This is a genomic window from Trichococcus shcherbakoviae (assembly GCF_963666195.1).
In the GTDB taxonomy this organism is placed as follows: domain Bacteria; phylum Bacillota; class Bacilli; order Lactobacillales; family Aerococcaceae; genus Trichococcus; species Trichococcus shcherbakoviae.
This window is the reverse complement of the sequence record NZ_OY762653.1, coordinates 2,470,821-2,497,280: the sequence shown is the minus strand read 5'-3', so window position 1 is coordinate 2,497,280 and position 26,460 is coordinate 2,470,821. Positions and strand designations below refer to the sequence as shown.

Annotated in this window: 18 protein-coding genes; 3 read left to right on the top strand and 15 right to left on the bottom strand. The window is 46.8% G+C overall.

Annotated features, from left to right (window positions below):
* Positions 1-54: 54 nt before the first annotated feature.
* Positions 55-2,952, bottom strand: a complete 2,898-nt coding sequence (locus ACKPBX_RS11785) for a GW dipeptide domain-containing protein (RefSeq protein WP_319995503.1) — start codon at positions 2,950-2,952, stop codon at positions 55-57.
* 457 nt (positions 2,953-3,409) lie between these two features.
* Between ACKPBX_RS11785 and ACKPBX_RS11780 the strand changes: the two genes are divergently transcribed.
* Together ACKPBX_RS11780 and ACKPBX_RS11775 are read left to right on the top strand one after the other, a co-directional pair.
* Positions 3,410-4,189 carry a DeoR/GlpR family DNA-binding transcription regulator gene (locus ACKPBX_RS11780; protein ID WP_319995502.1) on the top strand — a complete coding sequence of 260 codons (780 nt, stop codon included), beginning with the start codon at positions 3,410-3,412 and terminating at the stop codon, positions 4,187-4,189.
* Positions 4,190-4,191: 2 nt separating this feature from the next.
* On the top strand, positions 4,192-4,878 hold the full coding sequence (locus tag ACKPBX_RS11775) for an HAD family hydrolase (protein ID WP_177187559.1): 687 nt from the start codon (positions 4,192-4,194) through the stop codon (positions 4,876-4,878).
* On the opposite strand, the gene ACKPBX_RS11770 is transcribed toward ACKPBX_RS11775, so the two are convergent.
* The 12 genes from ACKPBX_RS11770 to ACKPBX_RS11715 all read right to left on the bottom strand — a co-directional run bounded on the left by ACKPBX_RS11770 (position 4,847) and on the right by ACKPBX_RS11715 (position 16,686).
* Complete coding sequence (locus ACKPBX_RS11770; protein ID WP_319995501.1) at positions 4,847-5,098, bottom strand: hypothetical protein; 252 nt, start codon at positions 5,096-5,098, stop codon at positions 4,847-4,849. The genes ACKPBX_RS11775 and ACKPBX_RS11770 overlap by 32 nt on opposite strands.
* A gap of 108 nt (positions 5,099-5,206) precedes the next feature.
* Positions 5,207-6,610, bottom strand: coding sequence for a 6-phospho-beta-galactosidase (gene lacG / locus ACKPBX_RS11765; RefSeq protein ID WP_319995500.1), 1,404 nt, complete (start codon positions 6,608-6,610; stop codon positions 5,207-5,209).
* Between the two features lie 15 nt (positions 6,611-6,625).
* The gene (locus ACKPBX_RS11760) at positions 6,626-8,326 is read right to left on the bottom strand and encodes a lactose-specific PTS transporter subunit EIIC (protein ID WP_319996436.1); all 1,701 of its coding nucleotides are present in this window, start codon (positions 8,324-8,326) and stop codon (positions 6,626-6,628) included.
* Positions 8,327-8,331: 5 nt separating this feature from the next.
* Positions 8,332-8,649 (bottom strand): PTS lactose/cellobiose transporter subunit IIA, encoded by a 318-nt coding sequence (locus ACKPBX_RS11755; RefSeq protein WP_016173973.1) that lies wholly within the window; start codon positions 8,647-8,649, stop codon positions 8,332-8,334.
* Positions 8,650-8,668: 19 nt separating this feature from the next.
* Positions 8,669-8,830 carry a hypothetical protein gene (locus tag ACKPBX_RS11750; protein ID WP_319995499.1) on the bottom strand — a complete coding sequence of 54 codons (162 nt, stop codon included), beginning with the start codon at positions 8,828-8,830 and terminating at the stop codon, positions 8,669-8,671.
* A gap of 291 nt (positions 8,831-9,121) precedes the next feature.
* Complete coding sequence (locus ACKPBX_RS11745) at positions 9,122-10,177, bottom strand: EpsG family protein (RefSeq protein WP_319995498.1); 1,056 nt, start codon at positions 10,175-10,177, stop codon at positions 9,122-9,124.
* Between the two features lie 16 nt (positions 10,178-10,193).
* The gene (locus ACKPBX_RS11740; RefSeq protein WP_319995497.1) at positions 10,194-11,264 is read right to left on the bottom strand and encodes a hypothetical protein; all 1,071 of its coding nucleotides are present in this window, start codon (positions 11,262-11,264) and stop codon (positions 10,194-10,196) included.
* Entirely contained in the window at positions 11,261-12,367 is a 1,107-nt protein-coding gene (locus tag ACKPBX_RS11735; protein WP_319995496.1) for a glycosyltransferase family 1 protein, read from the bottom strand. Before ACKPBX_RS11735 ends, ACKPBX_RS11740 begins: the two co-directional genes overlap by 4 nt.
* A 21-nt stretch (positions 12,368-12,388) precedes the next feature.
* Positions 12,389-13,432, bottom strand: coding sequence for a glycosyltransferase family 2 protein (locus ACKPBX_RS11730; RefSeq protein ID WP_319995495.1), 1,044 nt, complete (start codon positions 13,430-13,432; stop codon positions 12,389-12,391).
* A gap of 90 nt (positions 13,433-13,522) precedes the next feature.
* Positions 13,523-14,407 carry a UTP--glucose-1-phosphate uridylyltransferase GalU gene (gene galU, locus ACKPBX_RS11725; RefSeq protein WP_068562604.1) on the bottom strand — a complete coding sequence of 295 codons (885 nt, stop codon included), beginning with the start codon at positions 14,405-14,407 and terminating at the stop codon, positions 13,523-13,525.
* A gap of 143 nt (positions 14,408-14,550) precedes the next feature.
* Positions 14,551-15,564 carry a UDP-glucose 4-epimerase GalE gene (gene galE / locus ACKPBX_RS11720; protein WP_068562603.1) on the bottom strand — a complete coding sequence of 338 codons (1,014 nt, stop codon included), beginning with the start codon at positions 15,562-15,564 and terminating at the stop codon, positions 14,551-14,553.
* Positions 15,565-15,609: 45 nt separating this feature from the next.
* On the bottom strand, positions 15,610-16,686 hold the full coding sequence (locus ACKPBX_RS11715; RefSeq protein WP_319995494.1) for an LCP family glycopolymer transferase: 1,077 nt from the start codon (positions 16,684-16,686) through the stop codon (positions 15,610-15,612).
* Positions 16,687-17,121: 435 nt separating this feature from the next.
* On the opposite strand from ACKPBX_RS11715, the gene ACKPBX_RS11710 reads away from it, so the two are divergent.
* Positions 17,122-22,869, top strand: coding sequence for a glucosamine inositolphosphorylceramide transferase family protein (locus ACKPBX_RS11710; protein WP_319995493.1), 5,748 nt, complete (start codon positions 17,122-17,124; stop codon positions 22,867-22,869).
* A 527-nt stretch (positions 22,870-23,396) separates the two neighbouring features.
* On the opposite strand, the gene ACKPBX_RS11705 is transcribed toward ACKPBX_RS11710, so the two are convergent.
* On the bottom strand, positions 23,397-24,716 hold the full coding sequence (locus tag ACKPBX_RS11705) for an IS1380 family transposase (RefSeq protein ID WP_319995492.1): 1,320 nt from the start codon (positions 24,714-24,716) through the stop codon (positions 23,397-23,399).
* Between the two features lie 437 nt (positions 24,717-25,153).
* Positions 25,154-26,404: an IS110 family RNA-guided transposase gene (locus ACKPBX_RS11700; protein ID WP_200831711.1), complete on the bottom strand. Its 1,251-nt coding sequence runs from the start codon at positions 26,402-26,404 to the stop codon at positions 25,154-25,156.
* Positions 26,405-26,460: the final 56 nt, after the last annotated feature.

The following is a 26,460-nucleotide window of genomic DNA, read 5'->3' as shown; positions in this document are numbered from 1 at the left end:
TGCAAAAAAACTCCGGCAAGCGCCCGCCTACCGGAGTTTTTTTGCATTACAGGATCAGAAACACCGCTTGTCGACCCAGCCTAAAGTTTTCCCGTTCAGCATCACTAGCGCGTAATGGCCGTCCACCGATTCCTGGATGACCTGAACAGTGATATTCAAGTAGGAACTGGTCAGGCCGAGCATCGTGAATCCCGATGTACCCCATGGTAAACTATCGATCGAATAGCCGACCGAGCGGATTGTGGCGGCGTAATTCACCGCTTTCGTATTCAAAACCGCCAACGCGCGGTAATCGACCCAGCCTAAGTTCTGGCCATCCAACTGGATCAACTTGTAATTCCCATCAATGGATTCCGCAACAACCTTCACGAGGCTGCCCAAATAATTGTTCGTGCTATTTAGATACTGGTATCCGGCAGTACCCCAAGGCAAACTGTCGATGGAATAGTTCTGGCCGGAAACGCCGGCATAATAGGAAACCTGGCGCGCATTGCTGAAAGCCCGTTTGTCGATCCAGCCGATCCGTTGGCCGTCGATGGCGATTTCCGCGTAGGCACCGTTCGTGCTTTCCCGCAGCACAGTGGCTAATTTCCCGAAATAAGCCGCTGCATCGGCAATCTTGGTATAGCCCGGCTCACCCCACGGCAAGCTATCGATTGAATAAATCCCGTTCATGATTGGGAGATTATAATTGATGGCAACATTCGAAAAGTTCTGCAGGCCCCTGCTGTCGATCCATCCCAATGGCTTTCCGTCAAGCGAAATGTACGCGTAAGCCCCATTCGACGTTTTGCGCGTCACCACGACTTCTTTCCCGTAATAATTCGCGGATGAATCCAGATACACGTATCCCGCTTCGCCCCAAGGTTGGCTGTCGATCGAATAATTCGTGCCGGAAACGACAGCTGTATAATGAACAACGGTCGCATCGAAGCTCTCGAAGGCGCGGTAGTCGACCCACCCCAGCGGCAAACCATTGTAAGCCAAACAAAGATAGGCGCCGTCCGCAGATTTGCCGATCACAGTGACGATTTTGCCGACATAAGAGCTGCTCCAGTCAAGCGTCCGGTAGCCGGCACTCCCCCACGGCAGACTGTCGATCGAGTAGCTACCCTTTCGGATGACCGCGTTGTAGCTCGGAAATGCCGCGTTAAAGGTCCGCTTATCGACCCAGCCCAATTTGATTCCGTCTACCGAAATTTCGGCATAGATTCCGTTCGCCGTTTCCCGGATGACCGTCGCCATTTTCCCATAGTACGCCGCCGTATCGCCGACATGAACAAAGCCCGGCTCGCCCCACGGCAACGAATCGATCGAGTACCCGCTGTTCATGATCGGTAACGTATAACTGGCCGGGACGGTGGATAAGGTCTTCAGCGCATCCCTATCGATCCAGCCGACTTCCTTCCCGCCGTAGGAAATAAGCGCGTACTGTCCGTCAACCGTCTGCTTCGTGACCGTGACTTCCTTGCCGTAATAGTTGGAACTTGGCTCCAAATATTTATATCCGATCGTACCCCAAGGCAGGCTGTCGATCGAATAATTCGTGCTCGCTACGACTGCGTTGTAATTCACCGCCACCGTCTTCGGTCCGTCGAATTTGGTCAGATCATAAGCGCTGATGATGGCATTCAGCTTGATGTAATAGGAAGAATCCGTCGCATAACGGCCCGTCAAATAAAACGTAGCATCTTGATAACTAGTAGTATTTTCCTTCCAGGTGCCTTTGTAGTAGCTCGGATCCCAACTGACGCCGTTGCGCAGTTTTTCCGCATAGTCGATCATTGATTCGTAATAGGAAGGGTACAATCTGAAAAAGGCATCGATCCAGATGATCGACCCGTCGCTTTCTTCCTCCCATGTGCGCATCACAATCGAATTGCCGGCGTATGAACCTTTGATTCCGAAGAGATTGTTGCCGACGGTGCTGAGCTTGCTGGTACCATAAGCGGTCTCCAGCGAAGCTTGGGCGACCATGACCGAAGCGTAGAGATTGTAGTCGTTGCCGATTTCGGTGGCGTACTGCCCGAGATAGTTCACGAATTCCGCTGTTGTGGCGAATGTCCGCGTTTCCTTGTCGATCTCGGCATAGGCATTCATACCGTTGACGCTCAGCAGCTGGCCGATGTTGATGAGTGTACTCGTCAAACGGTTCCACCGTATCAGACTGGTTACGTCTGTGTTGTAGTGCGTGGCTATTTTTTGCAGCGTGTCACCGGACTGGACATAATAATACCAAGTCCCTTTCGCTTCCTCCACGACCGGAGCGGTTGAAGCGACAGTTGTTTCAATCAGCAGAGGCGCCTGAACCGTTTCCTCGTTTTTTTCGGTATCCGTGTATTCCAGGTCAATCTCTGCTGTCGGTTCAGCACTGCTTTGTTCGGTTGTCAATTCCGGCTGCGTTTCCTCTCCGACCGGTGAAGACGGTTCGGCAGGAATTTCTTGCGGATTTTCTGCCTCCACACCAGGCATCACTTCTGCAGCTTCCTGCACCGGTAATAGCCAATCCGTCTCGCTCAACAGGAATGCTCGGGTAGCATCCTTATAGACTTTCACCTGCAAAGTAGCGGTGCCATCCGGAAGCGCCCCCAAAGGAACAGCAAAACGTCCGACTTCATCGGCGGTCTGCTCGCCGACTTTGCTCTCTTCTGCACAAACAACTACGTACGCGTTCGGTTGCGTCATGCCGGTCAGTTGATCCGCACCGTAACCGCCAGCATCCAGAATGGTTTCGACAGGCACCGTTGAAACTGTTTCCGCCACAGCTTCTGTTTCCTCTTCCGTTGGTAATTCGGTCGCTGGCAGCGGATCTGTTGCTTCAATCAGCGCCGAGTCTGCAGCGGTGCTCTCCCCTTCTGCGGCAAAAACAGCCTTGTTGCCGACAAGCAAGCTTGCAGCCACGCTTGATAAAGCGATATAAGTTCGTAGGTATTTTTTTTGAACAATCTTCATAGTATCCCTCCTCCATATCTGTCGACGGATTTCTTAAAATGTATTTAAATTAGATAGTTTCATTATATCACTCTGCGTCATTAACGCATCATTACTTTTCCGTTACAAGCGTTTTCACAATTAAGGCGCTGCCGCCTCACTAATCCGTGGTTTCGCCTGAGCTGACTGATTATACGAACGTTTACCTCCGGCGAGTCGCGGCTTCGCCGGAACTGGACCATCTTCACCGAATCCCCCACCCATGTTCATTAATGATTGTTTGTGTTTCTTTCATCCTCTATGGAAAACGTATCCAAACGATTAATAAGCAATTGATTTCACCGCCACGACATTAAAAAACACATTTTTGTTCGAAAACCCATCATATTGTCGCGTTTTTGTTTATTTTTGTTCGTTCTCTGTTGACCAGATCGTGAAATTGTGCTAAATTATGGTTAACATAAAGAGGTGAATGAAAATGTTAAAAAAAGAACGCCTGCTGATACTCACTGAAATCGTCAACCAGGAAGGCATCATCACCGTAGCCGATATCGTCAAGCAACTGAACGTTTCCGACATGACCGTGCGCAGGGATCTGGACGAACTCGATAAGGCCGGAAAAATCCTGCGCATCCACGGCGGAGCCCAAAGCATCAGCTACGCATTGGACCAGGAACTCTCACATACGGAAAAACAAGAAGTCCAAAAAGAAGAAAAGAAAGCGATTGCCAAATTGGCGGCAAGCTACGTTGAGGATGGCGACACCATTTTCCTCGGGCCGGGCACGACGATCGAAATACTGGCGAGCTATCTCGGCGGCAAAAAAATCCGCATCATCACAAACAGCTATCCGGTTTTCGAAAATCTGCGCCAATACGACACCGCGGATATCATTATGATCGGCGGCGATTACCGGAAAAACACAGGTGCTTTCTTCGGCCCGATCGCGAACGACAACCTGAAAAAGTTGAAGTTCTCCAAATGCTTCATCAGCGCCAACGGCATCCACAATGAAGCGATCTCCACCTATAGCATGGCGGAAGGAGAAACCCAGAATATCGCCCTGAACAACTCCCGCACAAAATACTTGCTGGCGGACAACAAGAAATTCAACCGAGACGACTTCTACAATTTCTACAACCTGCACGACATCGATCACTTGATCACGGATGACCATATCAGCGCAGATCTGGTCACGCATTACTCGCAATACGTCACCCTGACCCAAGCCCAAACAGAAGAAGGAGCTAACTTATGAAACTGAACGGCATCATTTTTGACTTCAACGGCACAATGTTCCAGGATTCTCATCTGCACGAACAGGCCTGGATCGACATGATCCAAAAGTACAGTCCAGGCAACGGGCTCACAGAAACAGAGATTCTGACAAACGTACACGGCCGCACGAACGACAAAATCCTGCGTCATTTTGTATCCCCTGACTTGACGGACGAAGAAGTGCAGAAACTTTCTTTGGAGAAGGAAGAGCATTACCGCAGACTCTGCCTGAACAAACCGGAGCAACTCGTATTGACGGACGGCTTGACCGAAGTGCTGGACGATCTGAAGGAGCGCAAGTTGCCGCTGACGATCGCCACCGCGACCATCAAAGAAAATGTCGACTTCTATTTCGACACCTTTGCGCTTGATCGTTGGTTCGATCCGGACAAAGTCGTCTTCGATGATGGTTCCTTCCCCGGCAAACCGGAGCCGGACATCTTCCTGCATGCCGCCAGAAAACTCGGGGTACCCCCCGAAGAATGTCTGGTCATTGAGGACGCCTATTCCGGGCTCCGCGCGGCCAACAGCGCGAACATCGGTATGATCATCGCAATCGACCCGTTCTTCAAGAACCGGGAAACCTTCCAAAAGGAAAACCTCTGCAAGGACGGTGTCATCACGGACTTCCACGGCTTCACCCAGCGCCTTTTCGCAGAACAAGCATAAAAATTAAAGAGAACGCACCCTCGGCCCGGCCGATGGTGCGTTCTCTTTTTGTAAAGTACGGTGTTGCCAAGGTTACCGTATCAACGGGAGCTGTGCTCCGGTGAACGACGGCTTCGCCGTAGTTGACTGCTGGGTTTCGCTGTCCTGCTCCGGCGAAGGGTGCTTCGCCGGCGTTGGCCCCTATTTGTGGATCGGTTCCACCGATGAGCAGTCCCTTCACCGGAGCTGGCTCTCAATTCCCCGAAAAAAAGCATCGGGGAAAATTTCCCGATGCTGTTTTGTGTAGTTGTATTATTTTTTTCTTTCCTACTCTGTAAGAATAAACGTGCTATTCGATTATCTGAGTTTCTGCCAACTTCTTATACCAGTAAGCACTTTTCTTCGGATAACGTTCCTGTGTTTCAAAATCCACGTAGAATAATCCGTAGCGTTTCTCATAGCCATTTGACCATGAGAAAACATCCATCAATGACCAGATGAAATAACCTTTCACGTTCACACCTGCTGTTATGGCATCTGAAATGATCTCTAAATGCTTTTTGACATAATCGATACGTGCATCATCCTGGACTGTACCATCTACAAATTCATCTTTATAGCCTAAGCCATTTTCAGTAATATAGATTTTTTTATAATTAGGATAATCATTTTTGACCCGCATCATTTGATCATATAAGCCTTGTGGATAGATCATCCAATCCCAATCCGTTCGTGGAACATCTACGTCAAACTCTCTTCTTCCGACACCTTTCAGCTGATATTTGGATCCGCCTTTAGCCCCGGTTGAATTATGCGTAATTTCTGATTCACCATCAAAGGCACGCATCCAATCGCTCATGTAATAATTGATGCCCAGAAAATCGTTTAAATCCTTCGCTGCCTCAAGCATTTCAAAATCCTCTTCACGAAGATCCAACTTGCCACCATTTACGGAGAGAATATGATTGACACCCTCCATCGTTTTTTGAGAGTACCTACCCAAGTAAGTGGCATCCAGAATGAATTTGTTGTGAATGATGTCTTCCAATTCTGCTGCTCGAACATCACCCGGATTGGATGGATCATAAGGGTACTTTGTTGGGAGCGCATGAACGACACCAATTTCTCCTGAATATCCATTATCCTTATAAAACTTAACAGCTCTTGCATGCGCAAGCATCATGTTGTGATGGGATTGGAATAATTTTTCAAAATCATACTTGATCCCTGGAGGGAATTTACCCACTAAGTACTGACCATCACCTATCGGGCCTATTTCATTGAACGTAGTCCAATAGTTAACTTCTGAAAATTCTTTAAAACAGTACGCAGCGTAATCAACAAAATAGTCAATGTTTTTACGATTTAAGAAGTCTCCATCTGAATGCAACACTTCAGGAGTATCAAAATGATGCAGCGTGACAAAAGGTTCTACATGACGTTTATGGCATTCTGAAAAGAGATTATGATAGTATTCAACACCTTTAGGATTTACTTCACCAAAACCAGTCGGAAAAATACGTGACCATGCAATGGAAATTCGAATGCCGTTTACACCGAATTTTTCACTAAGTTCCAGGTCCACAGGATAACGATGATAAAAATCACTGGCTGGCTCTGCTGTATACCAATAGTTTTCTTCAAGATAAGTATCCCATGCTACACGGCCTTTTCCATCTGTTTGTGTCGCCCCTTCAGCTTGATAGGCTGCTGTTGCGCCCCCGAAAATAAAATCTTTTGGCAACTTTTTCATATTATAATCTCCTGTCTAGTCTTCAAATTGTTCCTGAACAAATGCAAGAGCTCCTTGGCCATCACGGGTCAATTTAATATATTGACCTCCTTGCGTTTTAGCAAGTTTAACGCCCAACCTGTCAGTATCTTGTTTAATATCTTCGTAATTCGAAGCCACTTGAGGTGCTAGGATGACTAAATCATAGTCTTTCATGATATCCATGTGAGCCCCATAGCTGCCTGCCGCTGCTTTTATATTCGCCCCATATTCAGTCGCAGCTTTATTTAAAGCATTAGCCAGAAGTCCACTTGTTCCCCCACCAGCACAAAGGACAAGAACATTTTTAGATTCCGTTGATTTATTCTCAAAAACTTTCGTATCAGAATTTGCAAGGACCGCTTTGGCTTTTTTAGTATCAAAGCTACCTTCAACTTTTTCTTTCAAACTATCAATAGAGGATACACCTGCTTTTTCTTCTTCAAGAATTTGTGCATCATAGACCTTAAAGAACGGGTAGTAAATCACTACGTCCACTACAATCAATGTAAGAGCGAGAACAAATGACATCAACCCAAATCCTGTTCCTATAACAATTCCCAAAGGACCTGGCGTTGTCCAAGGCAAATTCACACTAAAGCTGTTCATTCCAATAACATCAACGAAGAATTTGAAAATCCATACGTTAGCAATTGGTGCAAAAATAAATGGAACAAAGAATACTGGATTTAAAACGATAGGTGCTCCAAATAAAATTGGCTCATTAACCCCAAAGAAAGTTGGTACAACTGACGCTCTGCCGATCGCCTTATTCCGTTTTGATTTTGATAACCACATGAACATGAATGGAACAACTAACGTTGCACCCGTACCACCCATTGTAACGATAAACATCTGTGTTCCGGATGTCAGAATCTTATCTGCATGCTGTCCAGCCTGTAAAAGTTGGAAATTTGTTTCAATATTCGCATAAGTAATCGCTGCAATAGCGGGTTCAACGATAGATGGTCCATGTATACCAACGAACCAGAATAGTGCATAGGCACCAAATATGATTGTGATGCCCAAGTAACCATCAGCTGCTGTAAACAGGGGCTCGAATAATTTAATGATAGACTGCGCTACATTCGTGCCCATAATATTTCTAGTCACTATATCCAAACCATAAAGAACGACGATCACTAAGGTAAACGGAATAATATCTTTAAATACTTGTGAAATGTTTGGTGGCACTTCTTCCGGCATCCGGATTGTGACATTATTTTTTACAGTTATATTATAGATATTTACAGTAATGAATGCTGCAAGAAAAGCTGTTAATAGTCCTTTTGTGCCTAAGAATCCGTTCGCAAATCCGCCACCCTCAACTGCATCCGCAGCAAGGAGTAAGAAACCAGATATGGAAGCCAGCATAGTAGAAAGAAAGTTAATTTGATTTGTATTTTCCAGCTTTCTGTTAAAGGAATCTGTTAAAGATTTTGCTGTTGTACCAGCAACCAAAACTCCTAAAATTCCCATTGTATATCCGTATGGCTTCATAATCAAAGCTTCGGTCGATGGACTCCATGAAAAACCAAAGATATTAGGAACATATGCAATCAATAAGAAAATGCTTGAGAAGAGGACAACAGGCATTGCTGAGATAAAGCCATCACGTATTGCGCGTAGATAGATATTACGAGATACTTTCTCAAAAAAAGGTTTAGCTTTTTCAATTTGTGCAATCAATGTATTCATCATAATTAGTTGCTCCCTCTTTTATATAATTCAATCATATGTTTCATCAAATCCCTAAGTAGCAATGTTGTCATTAAGTGATCCTGTCCATGCATCATCGTAACGCTGTACGCAATATCATCGCCTGAAGCTTCCATAGTAAGCAAACTTGTTTGAGCTTTATGGGCCTCTTTGATGCTGGTATTTGCTTCTTCACATAATGCTTCGGCTTTATCATAATCACCTTTTTCTGCTGCTTTTAAAGCATCCAAAAGGTATGATCGCGCTTCACCTGCATAGGCAACAATTTCAAACCCTAATAAAGTAGCTTCTTCCCTGTTCATTACTTCTCCTCCAATTCGTTCAGATTTTTTCTCCCCAAGATGTTGCTCTCATTTCAAACAATTTGTTCAGTATAGCGCTCTCATTAAAGCCAGTCGTGCGCAACCATTCACGTGTAACTTGCTCACCTTCCTCGATATAAAGTTGTTTCAATAAAATCACTACCTGAATCTCCACTAACATCGACTACCTCATAACTATTATCCACAAGATAGCCTTTAACGATCTTACGAAGACGGATCGAAAATCATAATCCATTTTCCCGGAAGCGTTTTTATTTCCTTATGCCCTCATTATAAACAGAACCAAACATAAAATCAATCTTTTTGTTCGTTTTTTGTTTTATTTTTTTGTTTTTGTTGAATAAATGTTTCTTTTTGTTTTTTAATATGATAAAACAGCTTTTTTATTAGTGACACCACTTTACAAGTTACAAAAAAACCACCTGACGGATGCTTAGTCAGGTGGTTTTGATCAACCGTTCAGAAGTGTCTGATACGGAATGAAGTAGTGATAATCTCCCGAAAGAATAAAAATCAACAGAAAGATGATAACCGTAAAGCCGATCGCGAAGATCAGATTGAGCAGCTTGTTCTTCGTGAAATTCAGGATGAAGTACGGCGCCACGAACATTTCGTAGGTCGCGAAAGGCGAGCTGAGCCTTCCCCCTACCGTCTCCAGGTTACCGAAGGCGATCAGGATAAGCGAAGCGAAGAAGTACAGGTTGTGGTAGGTACGGTATTTCTCATCCTGCTGGATTTTCGTGAACAGGAGCGTCCCGAAAAAGATCAGCAACTGCATCCAGAGAACTGGATTCATCAGCCATTTCCCGCTTGTGTAAGCCGGATTGGTGAAGTAAGGTGCATAACGGCCGGGAATCGCCCACAGGTACAGGCTCGGGCTCTTCACGATCAGTCCGGCGACAACCGCAAGCGAGAACAATATCCCGACTTGGCTCCATTTCCCGTTGTAGAGATGATTTTCATAAATATAGCCCAAAATGAAAATCAAAGCCGTGACGTGGAAAAGCGAAGCGATTAGTACGACGGCCATGAACTTAACGAAGTCCTTCGATTTGATGTACTTGACCGAATAAAGCAGGATGATGCTGGCCAACGAACCCCGGATCTGGCCCATATCCCGCGCCAAAAAGAAGCGCGAAAAATAGTAGAACAGCATCAAGGACGGGTAAGGCACATTGAGATAGAGGTACTTCACAAGCAGGAACATCGTCAGAAAAGCAAAGAACAACAAGAAAGTGTAGTAATTCAATCCCAGGTTCAAAAAGAGATAATTCAGGAAGAGATAACCCGCTTCCGCGTCGAGTTTGCCGTTGAAGACATCCTGGATGCCGCTCATGTCATCGAAAAATGATTTGTACGAAACGAAGTCATAACCCGTATGATAGCGGAAGCCGGCCAGAACGGCCAAAAACCCGCCGCCGATCAGCACAATCTTCTTGTTGCCCTGCAGAGCTTCCGTGATGGCAAGCACCAGCAGCGCAAGGAATGTGAAAAGATAAAGTGTCATCAACTTACCTCCGATTCTATTGTAGGACGATTTTGATCGGAGCAGTATAGTTTGCCAACAAGGTACGCTGTTTCTTGTACCAAGCTTTATTTGTGACATGTTTTTGGGAAACCAAGATGATTTCGTCGAAAGTCAGTTTCGGGTCCGCGGCAACGATATCGGACGCAAACACATAGTTCGTAGCCGTATCCTTCAGCAAGCGTTCCTGGACTTCACTAGGCAAAGCCGGATCGGAAAGGATCAGTTTCTGTTGCGCGGCAGGATATTGGATCGTATGCACCAACTCATCATCAATCTTTCCTTCATTGAATAGCGTAAGGTCGATGATGGTATCCTCATCCGATTCCCTGTAATTGAATACATCGGTGACTTCTTTTTTGAAGAACAAACGCGAGAGTGCAATCAAAATCCCTAAAACCGTTCCTGCAATCAGGACAGCGACAGCCATCACAGCATAACCGACAGGGCCTAGGCCTTCTTCCTCTTCAGTTTTTTCAGGCCCGTTTTCGATCACGACCTCATGCGGATCGGAAAGCATCGAAACCGACTTGTTCTCGAGCAATGTCAATTCCTTGTCGCTGATTATGTCGTACAGCACCGCAGCAATAGCGAGATTCTTGTCTGCATCACCCGTCCCCACAGTGACATTCAGCGAGTTGTCGCCAGGATCGTTCGTGATGTCCAGAATGTACTTGGCCGGGATTTCGCCTTCTTCCAAAGCCTCGATTTCTTGGGCCGCAGTCACTTTTTCTGCGGTATCGATCGTCGTGAAGACGATAGGCGACAATAGCACGGATTCCAATACCGTCGAATTGGTAAAGGCGCTGCCTTCGTCATTTTCGATGTAGATTTCGAAGCGGGCCGCTCCCTCATGCAAAGCAGCGTACTCTTCGCCGGTGATCAGATTTACTTCCAAACCGGTTTCCGGATCGATTTCCTGTTCTTCCTCCACCGCCCCGTTGCTGAACAAGGTGTAGCCGATGCCCAGTGCATAAAGCAGCAGCGTGGCCAGTGCAGTCAGCCAGACAGTCTTCTTGTTGTCCTTCAGAAATCCCTTTAATTGTTTGGTTGTGGGTAAATGCATCATGCCGTGACCTCCTTCGCATCGTAGATTTTTTCCAGTGCTTTTGCGGTCTTCAGCATATCAAAAGCTTCCATTTCCGGTTTCGGGCGATTGCCTTTCGGCTCGCCCATGACTTCGGCTTCCCATCGGTCCAGGTCCGCATCCAGCGGCACAAAACGGACATTCTCGGATAACACCGTGTCCTCTGAGACCTCAGTCGACATCACCAATTTGACGTTGGCGGCCTGCGCTTCCACTGCCACGATCGGCAAGCCTTCATACAACGAAGGCAACAGGAAGACGTCCATCGCTTTCAGCAATTCGGCGATATCTTCGCGTTCGCCCAGGAAGAGCACATGGTCGGATATTCCCAGATCATTGGCCAAGCCGTGGATCTCTGCTTCGAGACTGCCGGCGCCGACCGACAACAGGTACGTGTTCGGGTGTTTCTTGAGGATGTGCTGTACAATCTTCAGCAACAGCCGGTGATTTTTTTGTTCTTCGAAACGGCCGATGTGACCGATCACGAAGGCGTCTTCCGGAATGCCCAACTGCGCATGCATTTCTGCCTTCGTCACCGGCACGTTGCGGTAACGGTCGAGATCGATGCCGTTCGGAAGCATGACGAAAGGCTGTTCCTTGCCGAAAAGGCCGATGCCGGCTTCATCCGAACAGCCAATGAAATCAGTCGCATATTTCATCATCAAATTGTTGAAAATCGGGCGCACGACGCTGTACGGGAATCGGTTGCCTTTGCCGTCGGAAGTCGCATGGCTGTGGGCGATGCGTTTTTTGACGCCGGCTTTGGCAGCCAGCCAGAGGTTCAGTCCGCCGCCGAAGAAGATTTCGTTGTGGACGATATCGACTTGGTTCTCCTGCAGCAGTTTGCTGACGGTTTTGATATAGCGCAGCGGGTGCTTGTTCGGGTTCGGCACGACGAAAATTTTGCCCCCCAATGCGGCGATTTCGTCATGGTAGGGACGTACGTCGGCAAATTCTTCATAGATGACGAAATCGAATTGGTATTTGGAACGGTCGATGTTGCGGTAGGCGTTCATCATGAAAGTCTCCGCCCCGCCCTTTCCCATTCTACCCTGGAAATGCAGGACACGTTTAGGCTGAGTCATTTTTAAAGTTCTCCCATCTTTCTAGAAATTTCCTTTGAGTTTTTCAATCAATTTCGGCGACGCATTGCTTAAGAGGTGCATCATGCCGGAAGCGATGTAGTTCAGGTAGACCGATTTCGATTGGAATAATAGCTTCATGATTTTCCGGATCGGCGTATCAGTCAGGCTGTGGGCCGTTGCGTACTGCACACGCGGGTGCTGCAGTATTTTTTGGATATAGGCCGTTTTGCCGGTCCAATCCAACGGGCAGCTTGCTCCGTGCAGCGGGATGATGCAGGACATCGTGCCTTTCAGGAAAAGCGCGCTGAAGCCGCCCAGGTCCTTGTCGGTCAGGTCCAGCAATTCATTGTAGAATTCCAGGAACGTTTCGAATTTATTGTCGAAATACTTGTTCGTCAAGCTGCTCTTGCCCTCAAAGGCGTATTGGTACAGCACCTCACTTGTCGTCACGACTTTTTGAGCATGACGGTAGTAGGCGATGTTGAACAAGCGGTCCTCACAGCTGCTGTAGCTCGGAAAGGCGATCTGATGCTTGCGGATGATGTCCAGACGGTAAATCTTGTTCCAGATGACATACATCAGCTGCTTGTTCATCAAAGGATAGAGGTTCTCCAGGAATGCCGCGTTCGAGGCGTAGACCTGATCTTCGGCGATCACCTTTTTTTCCGAAACGATCTCCTGATTGTCCAGAACCCGCAGATTATAGGATGCCACGATCAGGTCCGGAACCTCGCTGGTGAGGATCGCTTGGTAGCGTTCCAACGTATGGCGCTCGATTTCATCGTCCGCATCCATCAAAAACAGATACGTGCCTGTCGCGCGTGCGATCCCTTGATTGCGCGCATTCCCCGGTCCGTTGTTCGGGATGGTGATGAAAGCGAAGCGGCTGTCCTCGGCAGCAAATGCCTGCAGAACGTCCGCGGTCGCGTCCTTCGAACCGTCGTTCACGATGATGACCTCAAAGTCGCTGACCGTCTGCGCGGCAATGCTTTCCAAAGTGGCACGGATGGTGCCGGCGCAGTTGTACGCCGGTATCACGATGCTGAAAAAAGGTTTGTTTTCCATTAGTTTTCCTTCCTAACGTTGGGCATGACGGAGCACCCGGGCCACCCAAGGCCGGGGCCAGATAAACGTTGCTCCTGTCAGGTCAACGCTTTATGACTTGTTCTTTAATTCCTTCGCCAGTTCTTTCAGATAAGGGCGCATCTTGTCGGCTGTGTCTTTGTTCTCCAGGCCGAATTCGATGTTCGCGATCAGCAGTCCGTACTTGTCGCCGACGTCGTAGCGCTTGCCTGTATATTCATAAGCCACCAGCGGATGGATCGCGTTCAACGATTCGATTGCATCGGTCAGCTGGATTTCGTTACCGGCATCCGGCGCTTGGTTGCGCAGAATGTCGAATATTTCCGGCGTCAACAGATATCTACCGATGATGGCAAGGTTGCTCGGCGCTTCTTCCGGAGCCGGCTTTTCGATGAAGTGGTTGACGCTGTAGATATGCTCGCCGACCTTCTCCTTGATGTCGACGATGCCGTAGCGGTTCGTCATGCCTTCAGGGATACGCATCGTCGCAACGACTCCGCCCTTCGTCTCGTCGTAGGTATCCATCAACGCTTTTGCCAACGGGACTTCGCTCGGCATGATATCATCGCCCAAAAGCACGACAAAAGGTTCGTTCCCGATGAAAGCTTCAGCCTGCAGAATGGCGTCTCCCAGCCCATTCGGGTAGGCTTGGCGCACGTAATGGATATGCGGAATATTCGTCTGCTGAACCAATTCCAGCATCGCCGTCTTGCCTTTTTCCTTCAAGTTCTCTTCCAAGGCGATGTTTACGTCAAAATGGTCCTCGATCGGGCTCTTGCCCTTCCCGGAGATGATGATGATTTCTTCGATGCCGGCAGCCATGGCTTCTTCCACCACATATTGGATGCTCGGTGTGTCCACGATCGGCATCATTTCCTTTGCCATCGCTTTTGTTGCCGGCAAGAATCGCGTTCCTAAACCTGCTGCAGGTATTACAGCTTTCCGTACTTTTGTCATGGGACTCCCTCTTTCTTCGTATAGTCTGTTCCATTATAACAAAGATGCCGCCAAAAAAGAATCAACATAGGACAGAAAAAGGGCCACGGCACGCACCCAATCGGATGAGTGATGCCGCGGCCCAGGCTCTTTCAGCGCAAAAACTACGCTTCGTAGCCGTTCGGATTATTCTTTTGCCAATTCCAGGAATCGCGGCACATATCGGCCAATGTCTTCTGGGCTGTCCAGCCTAATTCTTCCTTCGCTTTAGTCGCATCCGCGTAGCAGGTAGCGACATCGCCGGGGCGTCTGTCGATGATGGTGTACGGAATCTCAACGCCTGTAGCCTTCTGGAAGTTATACGTCAAGTCTAGCACGCTGTATCCAATACCCGTCCCAAGATTGTAGATGCCGACACCGTTTGTCTCTTTGATTTTGTCCAAAGCTTTAATGTGGCCCAGCGCCAAGTCGACTACATGGATATAGTCACGGACGCCTGTGCCGTCGGGTGTATCGTAATCGTCACCAAAGATGCTCAAGCGCGGCAATTTGCCGACCGCCACTTGCGTGATGTAAGGCATCAGGTTGTTCGGGATGCCGGTCGGGTCTTCGCCGATCAAGCCGGATTCATGCGCGCCGATCGGGTTGAAGTAACGCAGCAACGCGATGCTCCACTCGGAATCGGAAACCGCCACGTCCTGGAGGATCTGTTCGATCATCACTTTCGTGTAGCCGTAAGGGTTCGTTGCGCTCGTAGGCATGTCCTCCGTCAGCGGCGACACGTTGTTCATACCGTAGACTGTCGCCGAAGAGCTGAAGACAATCTTCTTCACGCCGTGGCTGCGCATTACGTCGCACAGCACCAAAGAGCTCGTGATGTTGTTGTGGTAATATTCGATCGGTTTCGCTACGGATTCGCCCACCGCTTTGTAGCCCGCGAAATGGATGACGGAGTCGATATCCTCTTTTGAAAAGACAGCGTCCAAGGCTTCGCGGTCCAGCACATCCACTTCATAGAAAGTCGGTGCTTTGCCGGTGATCGTTTCGATCCGGTTCAACACTTCCGGCTTGCTGTTCGAATAGTTGTCGACGATGACCACTTCCTGGCCTGCTTTCAATAATTCCACTACGGTATGGCTGCCGATATAGCCGGCTCCGCCTGTTACTAAAACTGACATAATATCCCTCTTTCCGATTGACTGTTTTTATTTTAACCTATGAAATCAATAACTATTGTTGCTGTCCTCTTCCAATGTCAAATCACTATCCAAACCGCTGCCGTCTCCGTAACCATATTGGATATCCGCATCCGAAAGATTCATATCATCCAAAACAACCTGTTCCAGTTCCAGCTCGTCGCGCAACAGATTTGAGATGCGCATCCGCTCTTCGGGGTGGACATAATTATAGTAGATGTCTTCCATATACATCTCTTCACCGGCGATATTCAGCTGATTGTAGGCTGTGATCGAATCACTGTAATTTTTCTGGATATCGATCAGATTCTCAAAAGTCAGATTGGTGCGCATGTTCGTCTCGACTGCCGTCAGGATATCCTGATAGTTGGAAATGCCTTCGATGCTCAACAACTTATCCACGATCGCCTTGATGACCATCTGCTGACGCAGTTGCCTTCCGGTGTCGCCTTGCGGATCATCATAGCGCATCCTTGCGAAGGCCAAAGCATCCCATCCTTGCAAAGTGACGGTTTCCCCTTTCACGAAGTAGGCGTCGTTGTAATCAAACGTCAATGGGCTCGTGATTTCGATACCGCCGATGGCATCGACCAAATCCGCCAAACCATACATGTTGATCTCGACGTAGTAATCGATTGGGATATTCAGGAACTCCTGGATGGAATTGAGCGCCATCTCTGTCCCTCCGAAAGCATAGGCATGCGTGATCTTATCATTGTATTCGTTGTAGATGTCCGTTTGGTAATTGACCATCTCGGTGTACGAATCACGCGGAATGCTGACCAAAGTAGTCTGCTTCGTTTCCGGATTGATCGTCACAATGATTATCGTATCAGACCTTCCGCCCATCTCTTCCAGTTCGTCTCCGTAACTATCGATTCCCAGCAAAGCAAAGGATATCGGTTGGGTTTCTGAAAAGGAAACCTCTTCCTCACGCTTATCCTCGGTATCCACTGCGTTGAACACGGCGTTCATCGTACTGTCCACATCATTGTACGCGCCCCACATCAGTCCGCCCACGACAACCATGATGCCGAGCAAGGAGATGAGCAAGACCCTTTTCCAGATTCTCTTTTTCTTGAAATCACTTCTGGATTCATTCATATTGAGTTCCTCTTTCCACGCAATAATAGCTGATTGATCCACAGATCTTGTCTGCGTCTTTTATAAATACCTATTCAGTATAAAACAATCTTTCACATTAAAAAAGAATAAATGAAAAACATAATGAAAAAATAAACTTTCCTTCCCTGCCCGACTTGTCGATCCATCGCTCTCGTTATTTGTATGGATAGTGGTCAAAAAAGCTGTCATACCGTGTCATGAATATCTGTATACTACACTAACTTCTTAATTGTAAAACGCTTCCATTTATTCTATAATAAGGTGAAGCAAGTTCGTTGCACCTGTCTCCCCAAAAAGAAGGTGAAAAAAATGTAGAATGATCAGGAACGACCCCATAACCGCAGAGCGCCAGCATGTCTGACCAATAAGCAACATTCTTTTATTCAAGTTTAGCATCTAAAGGAGGGCTAAATTATGAAACAAAGGTTCCTTTTGCTGGCTCCTCTCTTACTGATGGTTACCTTATTCGGTAATACGCCTGTCGTAAAGGCATCAACAGAAGAGCCAACACAAGCTGCACAATTCCTTATACCTGAAGCAGCTCTCGAGGAAACAGTTCCCATAGATGAATCCTTACCAATTGTTTCAACCGAAATCCAAACTCCTTCAACAACTGAAGCACCAACAACCGAAACACCTTCTGTTGTGGCAGAAGCACCTGTCGCGGAAACTTCTCCTGAGACGGTACTTTCCGCAGAAACGGCACCGGCTGCCACAACCGAACCTAGCCTAACAACTACCGAAAATCCAATCACCGAAACGCCTGCGACAGTGGAAACTGTCCCAATTGCACCTACAGTCCCCGATGCCGAAACTTTGGCTCCCGGTATGACGACCCCAGCGGAAGCCGCAACGGACCCGCAAACTAACACAACGGATCCTATTCCGGAAACGTCACCTACCCAACCATCCACGCCAACTGACGAAGACAACACTGAAACCCCCACACTAACTACCGATCCGATTGAAGATCAAACGACACTTACTGTTGAAACTGACACGGAAATTCCTGCAGAACCTCCGATAGAAGCCGAGGAACCAATTGCAGAAGCAGAACCGCAAGAAGATGCTGTCGAAGAAGCTGCAGCAGCCATAATGGCTATGGCAAGCGAGGCAGCATTCTCGACTGGACCATCACAATATGTCAGTTATGTGAACACTAGCGACAACGTGATTGCTTTGACGTTCGATGATGGCCATTCCTATGCAAATCTTTCGGAAATATTGGCCATCCTTGATGTTTACGGCGCAAAAGCAACCTTCTTCATGAATGGGGATGCATCCGCCGATCTTCTGAAACAGATTGTCGATTCCGGACATGAACTCGGAAACCATACTTATTCGCATCAAGATTCCACCATCATTTCTGCTGATGCGCTTGCCTACGACATCAACCTGATGGAAGATTACGTACAGGAAAGCACAGGCACGACTTCACGGCCATTGTTCCGGGCTCCTTATGGCGCTTTGAATGATTCGGTACTGGAAACAGTCGGCAGTCTGGGCTATGAATACACCATCGGTTGGTCCATCGACACACTCGACTGGTCCGGATTATCAGCAACCACCATCAGTTCCACAATCATGAATAATGTGAACCCTGGCGACATCGTCCTGATGCATGCCAGCGTTGGTGCCGTCAACACACCTGATTCTTTATGGTATACCCTATCCGCTCTTCAGAATGCCGGCTACAGATTTTCCACAATCGGTCAACTTTTGGGGATCGCCAGCGAAGATACTGAAGACGAAGTGTACTACGAAGATGAGGAAGAATTTGATACGGGCACATCCAGATGGGTGGACGATATCGAAACCGATCAACCTTATGTAGCTTTGACTTTCGATGATCTGGAAGATGCTGCAGTTGTGCAGGAATTGTTGGAGGTGTTGGCGTCTTTGAACGTCAAAGCTACCTTCTTCCCTGACGGCAAAGCGGATCCGGATTTGCTTGCACTGATCGTCGAACAAGGCCATGACATCGGAAACCACACTTACTCTCATTCCTATTCCACACAGCTTAGCGCTTCGCAATTGGCATCCGAACTGACCACAATGGAAAACATCATTCAAGATGCTACCGGCGTAACATCCAGACCTTATTTCCGCCCTCCATACGGCGACTATAATCAATCCGTTTTGGAGACTGCCGGAAGCCTTGGTTATGAATACACAATCGGCTGGACAACCGATACCTATGACTGGGATGATTATTCATCCACTGCCATTTCCGATCGCGTCGTCGACAATCTTTTCCCTGGCTCCATCTATCTTTTGCATGATGCAGCAGCCACTCCTGAATCACTATGGTATATGGTTGCTTCCGTTAGAGCAAATGGCTTCGATTTTGTTACAATGACAGATTTGTTGGCATTGGATGGCGTGTTTTCTCCAGTGGAGGATGATGGCAGCGGAACGGAAGATCCAGGAGGCGTGAACGAATTAACAGGATTAGATCCGATTCCGGGTACTACCAATCCAATCATCACAAAAGATATTGTGACGGACCGGACCGGACAGCTCGGTGTCGCGGAACCTTACATCGTCTACGAAGACGGTGTCTACCATATGTTCTTCGACGTCATCCTCGGATACAATCCGGATACTGGATCCACAGCCGATGAAATCGGACACGCCTACAGCACCGATATGATCAACTGGACCTACACTCAAATCGTCCTTGGCGAAGAAACCAACGGAACAAGAGCCGCATCCCCTTACGTGATGGAATACGAAGACGCCTACTACATGGTCCCTGACCGTGTCGGCGATGTCAATGTCTATCAAGCTTCGTCATTCCCGCTCGAATGGGAACTTTACGGTACTTTGCTATCTGGCAATTTCGTCGATCCATTGGTCTTTTCCATGGACAACGTCTGGTACATGACCGTTTCCGAATTGCCTTACAACAGCCTCTCCCTTTACTACAACACGTCCGGAGACTGGCGCAACAGCAGCTGGGTATTGCACTCCAGCAGCCAGATCATTCCTGAGACCTCAACCGAAGGCGGACTCCGCAATGCGGGCAATGCCTTCATCTACGAAAACTCGGTCATCATTCCGGTCGAAGTCACTCCTAAAACCACCAACATCTACGGTGAATACACAGACTGGTATGAATTGTCCAATTTGTCTACGACCACTGTCACCGTAACCAGAAGAAGCAATGCCGTCATCTCGCAATACAATGACGAATGGAACGGCGATGCGATGCACCATATCTCCTATGTTGCAGCAGGAACTGGTTACTATTATGCAACTGATGGATACAACTGGAACAACAACGAATACAGCATCGGCTTATTCACAGGTTCCGACCCTTCGGATACCCAAAATCCGGTGACTCCGACCATTCCGACTATTCCAACTGATCCGGTCGACCCTGTTGACCCAACTGATCCTACAAATCCTACTGACCCAACTGACCCTACCAATCCGACAGTTCCTACTGACCCTACTGCAGTTCCGACCGTACCGGTGGATCTGTCCGCAATCGCAGGTGCCGAAAATCCGCTGATCACCAAAGAAATGGTGACCGACCGGACCGGCCAGCTCGGCGTCGCAGAACCGTACATCGTTTTCGAAGACGGCGTTTACCACATGTTCTTCGACGTCATCCTCGGATACAATCCGGATACTGGATCCACAGCCGATGAAATCGGACACGCCTACAGCACCGATATGATCAACTGGACTTACACCCAGATCGTCCTTGGCGAAGAAACCAACGGAACAAGAGCCGCATCCCCTTACGTGATGGAATACGAAAACACCTACTACATGGTCCCTGACCGTGTCGGCGATGTCAATGTCTATCAAGCTTCGTCATTCCCGCTCGAATGGGAACTTTACGGTACTTTGCTATCCGGCAATTTCGTCGATCCACTGGTCTTTTCCATGAACAACGTCTGGTACATGACCGTTTCCGAATTGCCTTACAACAGCCTCTCCCTTTACTACAACACATCCGGCGATTGGCGCAACAGCAGCTGGGTACTGCATTCCAGCAGCCAAATCCTTCCTGAAACAAGCACGGAAGGCGGATTGCGGAACGGCGGCATGCCGATCATCTACGAAAATTCTGTTGTGATACCGGTGGAAGTGACCCCTAAATCAAACAACATCTACGGGGAATACACGACCTGGTATGAATTATCCAATCTGTCGCCAACGACCGTCACTGTTACGAAAAAAGGCACAGCCGTCATTTCCCAATACAACGATGACTGGAACGGTGATGCGATGCATCACATTTCCTATATCGCTGTAGGGGACGGCTTCTACTACGCAACTGACGGATACAATTGGAACAAGAACGAATACAGCATCGGAATATTCAAGGGCGCTACCACCACAGATCCTACTGACCCTACCGATCCGACAGATCCAGTTTTGCCGACTGCTCCTTTGACCATGGAAGACATCGCTTTGTATTACAGTGTCAGAAATCCGATCCTTTCCGTAGACAGCATCACGGACAGAGTGGCCAGCCAAGGGATCGCCAATCCGTACGTCATGTTGGAAGACGGCACCTACCATGTGTTCTTCAATACCATTCAGGCCTACAACCCGTCTACCGGTGTGACGGCTGACGAAATCGCACATGCTTGGAGCACCGATCTGCAACAATGGAATTACACACAAGTGGTGCTGGGAGTCGATACCACCGGCACAAATGTCGCTTCTCCTTATGTCTTTATGTATCAAGATGAGTACTATATGGTACCGGATCTGACCGGCAACGTGAACGTATACAAAGCCTCTTCCTTCCCGTTAGGCTGGGAATTCTACGGAACGTTGCTGAGCGGAAACTTTGTCGATCCACTCGTCTTTGCGCAGGATGATATCTGGTATTTGGCTGTCACCGCTCAACCATACGATAGCCTGTCACTCTACTATAATAGTTCCGGCGATTGGCGCAACAGCAGCTGGACAATGCATCCGGAAGGAACAATCATCACAGCAAGCGCAACCGAATCCGATCTGCGGACGGCTGGTAATCCATTCTACTATGATGGAGCTGTTGTCCTGCCGATCCAAGTCACTCCAAGCGATGGCCGCTACGGTGAATACACGTATTGGTACCAACTGTCCAATTTGTCTCCGACTACCATTTCCGTCATCAATCTCGGGCTTGCAGTTGAGGCACAGAAAAATGAAACATGGAACAGCGACGCGATGCACCACATCTCCAATGCCGCATTCGGTACCGGTAATATTTATTTTGTCGACGGAATGAACGATGGCATCTATACGATCGGTCTCTATACCGATTTGGCACAGACCATCCATCCACCTGTCGCAGTGCCGTTCCCTACTGTAACCAATCCGATTCTGACAACTGCGATCGTTACCGATCGCACCGGGCAGTCCGGAATTGCAGACCCATTCATTTACTTGGACAACGGCATCTACTACATTTTCTTCGAAATCATCGGTGGTTACAATGCCGCAACTGGTTTGACCGCTGATGAAGTCGGATATGTCTGGAGTGCTGATCTGGTTAATTGGACTTACGGTCAAGTTGTCATTGGGCCATCCCTACAAGGGGTTCGGGCAGCTTATCCTAACATATTTACGTATGAGGATAACTACTATATGGTTCCGGATATCGCAGATGATATAAATGTCTACACAACCACCGATTTCCCGAACAATTGGACCTACTATACCACATTGCTCGAAGGGACATACTCCGACACGAACATATTCTTGGTAGACGACGTTTGGTATATGACGACTGCCGAAGACCCCTATCTCAGTCTTTCCCTGTACCACAATACATCAGGTGATTGGCGGAATGACCAATGGGTATGGCAAGAGGATATCCTGATTGGCACAGGAACAGAATACAGCTATCGCAGCGCCGGCAACCCGTTCATCTACGATGACTACATCATCATGCCGGTCCAGGCTCACCCAGACGGCGGTATGTACGGAGAGTACACCTATTGGGTAAAACTTTCCAACTTCTCCACTACCGATGTCGACGTCGATATTATGAGCACAGCCGTCACCGCCATCTTCAATGGCGGATGGAACGATGAGTCGATGCACCACATCTCTCACGCGGACTACCTTGATTGGTATGTCTACATCACCGATGGTTACAATGATGGCGAATACTCACTCGGCCTTTACATCGAAGATTCCTTGGTCTGACGCTTAGCCTTAACATGTTTAACAAAGCATCAAGAAAATAGGTACAAAGTGCACCACGAATAACCCTGCTACGATATGATGTCCATATTGTAGCAGGGTTATTCGTGGTGCTGGGATTTTCGAACCCCAAGCAAATAATCTTCAAGAAGATCAGGCTCCTCTTTAAACGTTGTGTTCGGAGGTCATTGCACAACTAAGTGAGGGATACATTCAGATTATGAGCTTCGGCAGTCTAAATCATATTGTAGGTAATGCTTAGAATGGCAAAGTACATACAGTGTCAGAACCCCGTGATATGAATGTCTGTATAATAAACTAACTTATTTCTGAATTATTCATACCACCCCAAATCTTGATATGAACAACTCTATTTCATCTGCAATATTGGATTTTTGGCAGAGCTGTTATTTTTTCCCTTTCAAAACGTCTCTTAGAGACGAAAAGAAGCACGGAATGCGATTGTTATTGTGTTTTTGGGCATACTAATCCCTTTGTTCGAAAGTTTTTTTTAAATTTGCGGGGTCTCCTCACCAAGACAAGGATTGAATTTGCCGTAGGATATGAAAAAATTCATCTTGGTAGACATGATGGGTGCTGAGTTTTAGCATCATGCGTCTTCCGCTGTAGATCAGTTTCCCAGCGATCTTGAAAAACCGAAGACGAATACTTTGTATCTGTAGGCCTTTGGCCTTTTCCGGGAAAGCTAGTGTGCGTATAAAATTGTTGATGTTATAGGAAAGGACGCTGACCATCATGCGGACGGCATTCTCCAAGAAATGAGAACTGTCCGTCTTGTCGAAGAAGAGGCCATTCTTGGCTTCCTTGATGAAATTCTCCATCGTACCTCTCTTCCAATACGTTTGGTAGACTTGTTCAGTCGAGACAACATCGGATAGATTGGTGATAATGAATTCATGGTGGAAAATCAGTTCATTTGCTTCCCTGACAGAACGAATGCAAACCCTACGATCATGCTTCCAAGTGCCGGCTTGGTAGCGAATGGAGTAGAAATGCTCTTCCTTCTGACTCCATTCGGTCTCATCCCCAACTTGAACAAACTGTTCCGCGAACTTATGCAAGCGGGCATTCCGTTTGAGCCGAATGACGTACTGATGCTCTTTTTCTTCACAGAGGTCATACAGTTCCGGCGCTGCAAAGCCACTATCTGCGCGGACAAGAATGGTGCTGACTGGAACGGTCTGATTATAGTGTTCAAGAAGCGGATTCAAAAAATCGGCTGCCCCGGTTGAGCAGTATGTGTTTCCGGAACGCAGTTCCGCCTTCAGAAAGTCCTTGGTCAGACCATCAAAGGCAACGAGCGGATGATAACCGGTTGTTTGATAATGTGTGTTAAAGGCCGTTTCTTCTTGATCGCCGTAGGTGTCACTATATGTGGAATCCAAATCCAAAACCAGTTCTGTTGCATTACGTTGTATGCGTACCTTATCCAGAATCGCTTGATTGAGCGCTTGTAGCTGCAAAAGCGCATCGGGACTCTCACTAATGCGATCCCAAAAACGCGAAAGCGAAGGTTGTGAAGCCAATGTACTTTTTTCAAGCATCTGCTGGAAGAAAGGATCATGACGTAAGATGTTGGCAGATGCATCGGTATCATAGCCTGCAATTAATTGGAAAATCAGTTGTTCAAGGATGGTTTCATTTGAATGTGTAGGTAAAAGACGGGAGTCTTGAAAATGAAGCTCTTTCTCCATCAACTGTTCGAATCCGATTGAATAAAGGAATTCTTTAACTAAAACGAGACCAGCATCCGTGGAGAGATTACCTCCAGTATTTGTAACCGTCATTTTTTTGTTGAAGTTTAACTTATTTTCGTGTAAAGTTGCCATTGAGAGAACCCCTTTCTTTGGTTGTTGGTCGTACATTAACCATAACAGATTGGGGTTCTTTTTTCACACCTTTTGGGTGTGAACTGGAAAGACAAAATATGTTGGAAGACTAACGTTTCAAGACGTTTTCTGAAAATCTATGAATAATTCAGGTTATTATTTGTAAACTTATTTCAATTATTGTAAAATATATTAGGAAAGTCCATTGCACCCGTCCCCCTGAAATGAAGGTGAAAAAATGCAGAATATCAAGTAACATCTCATTATTTACAGAGTGCCAGCATATTTAAACAGTAAACAATATCCCTTCATTCAATTTTAGCATATTAAAGGAGAGCTAAGTTTGAAAATAATAATTAACAAGATAGAGCTTATATCGTATAAAAAGGTATTCCAAATAAACCTATAAACACTTACGAAAAATAAGCGATAGGTTTTCATATAACGGATGTAATTTTATAGCCCTGTCTCTTAATTAATTTAAGAGCTTGTTCTGTGGTTATTTCTCGTGAAGTAGGGATATCGATCATATCGGAAAACAGTTGAGCCTGATAAACTTCCTGGTTTTTCAACATATGATAGATAGCCGTTAAGAGTTTACGGGCTATAGCGATGATTGCTTTTTTATGGCCCCTTCTTTTTTTGATATTGAGATATTTATTTCTAATTTCAGGATATTTTGTACTTTTGACAACGGCATTGGCTATTTGAACCAGTAATGGTTTGAGATAGCAGCCCGCTTTGGAAATCCTTACGGATTTTTTCTTCCCTGCACTTTCATTATTTGTGGGTGCTAATCCTGCCCAAGAACAGAGATGTTTAGAGGAATGAAATTCAGACATATCAACACCAATTTCCGAAATTAATGCGACTGCGGATAGTTCATTTTTAAATCCAGGAGAAGTTTGAATGAGTTGGATTTCATTTTGGTAAGGCTGGGCGAGTTCGAGGATAGTTTCTTCTAAGTGTTTTTTGCATAGTGTTAATGCATCAAAGTGTTCTTTAATGATCTTCAGCTTTATCTTTTGTTCCGGTGTAATAAAACCGTCCACTGCTAATTCAAGTTCGGGTAATTTCTTTATTAGGCGACCGTGAATCAAGCTCTCTAATTCTTCTGCCGTAAGCATGGACTGCTCAGGATCTTCTAGGATGCGTTCGATAATTTTCAACGCACTTTTTCCGAATGTGTCGGAAACAACACTAGCGATCTGAATATTGGATACGGTTAGAGAATTTTGAAATCTGTTCTTTTCACTGGACGCAAAATTGGTTAATTTGAACCGGTAGCGCATTAAATCACGCAATTCACGAATCGCTAGTGGTGGCATGAAACTACCTGCAACCAAATCGTGTTTGAATAACTCAGCTATCCATTGGGCATCCTTTGTATCTGTCTTTTTTCCGCGAATTGCTTTCACATATTTCGGATGAGCAAGGGTAATATTAACCGAAGGTTCCAGAATATTGTATACAGGGATCCAGTATTTCCCCGTAGATTCCATACAGACATCAAAACAAGAGAATAACTCTAGCCACTGTAACAGCTCTCTCAATCCTTGTGTGAATGTCGAGAAGCGATGGCGTTTGTAAGTTGTGATTCCCTTGTTGTCTGTGATGGCAATACAGGCTACCACGAACGTTTTGTGGACATCTATTCCACAACAAATAGGATAAACAATTTTCAACATCAGTTTTTCCTCCTTTCTTTAAGGATAGTAGAGTGTTGCAGTGACTATTATTCCTA

Excerpts from the sequence above, each read along its gene's own strand:
- ACKPBX_RS11785 (WP_319995503.1), bottom strand. The coding sequence starts at position 2,952 with ATGAAGATTGTTCAAAAAAAATACCTACGAACTTATATCGCTTTATCA.
- ACKPBX_RS11780 (WP_319995502.1), top strand. The coding sequence starts at position 3,410 with ATGTTAAAAAAAGAACGCCTGCTGATACTCACTGAAATCGTCAACCAG.
- lacG (WP_319995500.1), bottom strand. The coding sequence starts at position 6,610 with ATGAAAAAGTTGCCAAAAGATTTTATTTTCGGGGGCGCAACAGCAGCC.
- ACKPBX_RS11760 (WP_319996436.1), bottom strand. The coding sequence starts at position 8,326 with ATGAATACATTGATTGCACAAATTGAAAAAGCTAAACCTTTTTTTGAG.
- ACKPBX_RS11755 (WP_016173973.1), bottom strand. The coding sequence starts at position 8,649 with ATGAACAGGGAAGAAGCTACTTTATTAGGGTTTGAAATTGTTGCCTAT.
- ACKPBX_RS11750 (WP_319995499.1), bottom strand. The coding sequence starts at position 8,830 with ATGTTAGTGGAGATTCAGGTAGTGATTTTATTGAAACAACTTTATATC.
- ACKPBX_RS11745 (WP_319995498.1), bottom strand. The coding sequence starts at position 10,177 with ATGACACTTTATCTTTTCACATTCCTTGCGCTGCTGGTGCTTGCCATC.
- ACKPBX_RS11740 (WP_319995497.1), bottom strand. The coding sequence starts at position 11,264 with ATGATGCATTTACCCACAACCAAACAATTAAAGGGATTTCTGAAGGAC.
- ACKPBX_RS11735 (WP_319995496.1), bottom strand. The coding sequence starts at position 12,367 with ATGACTCAGCCTAAACGTGTCCTGCATTTCCAGGGTAGAATGGGAAAG.
- ACKPBX_RS11730 (WP_319995495.1), bottom strand. The coding sequence starts at position 13,432 with ATGGAAAACAAACCTTTTTTCAGCATCGTGATACCGGCGTACAACTGC.
- galU (WP_068562604.1), bottom strand. The coding sequence starts at position 14,407 with ATGACAAAAGTACGGAAAGCTGTAATACCTGCAGCAGGTTTAGGAACG.
- galE (WP_068562603.1), bottom strand. The coding sequence starts at position 15,564 with ATGTCAGTTTTAGTAACAGGCGGAGCCGGCTATATCGGCAGCCATACC.
- ACKPBX_RS11715 (WP_319995494.1), bottom strand. The coding sequence starts at position 16,686 with ATGAATGAATCCAGAAGTGATTTCAAGAAAAAGAGAATCTGGAAAAGG.
- ACKPBX_RS11710 (WP_319995493.1), top strand. The coding sequence starts at position 17,122 with ATGAAACAAAGGTTCCTTTTGCTGGCTCCTCTCTTACTGATGGTTACC.
- ACKPBX_RS11705 (WP_319995492.1), bottom strand. The coding sequence starts at position 24,716 with ATGGCAACTTTACACGAAAATAAGTTAAACTTCAACAAAAAAATGACG.
- ACKPBX_RS11700 (WP_200831711.1), bottom strand. The coding sequence starts at position 26,404 with ATGTTGAAAATTGTTTATCCTATTTGTTGTGGAATAGATGTCCACAAA.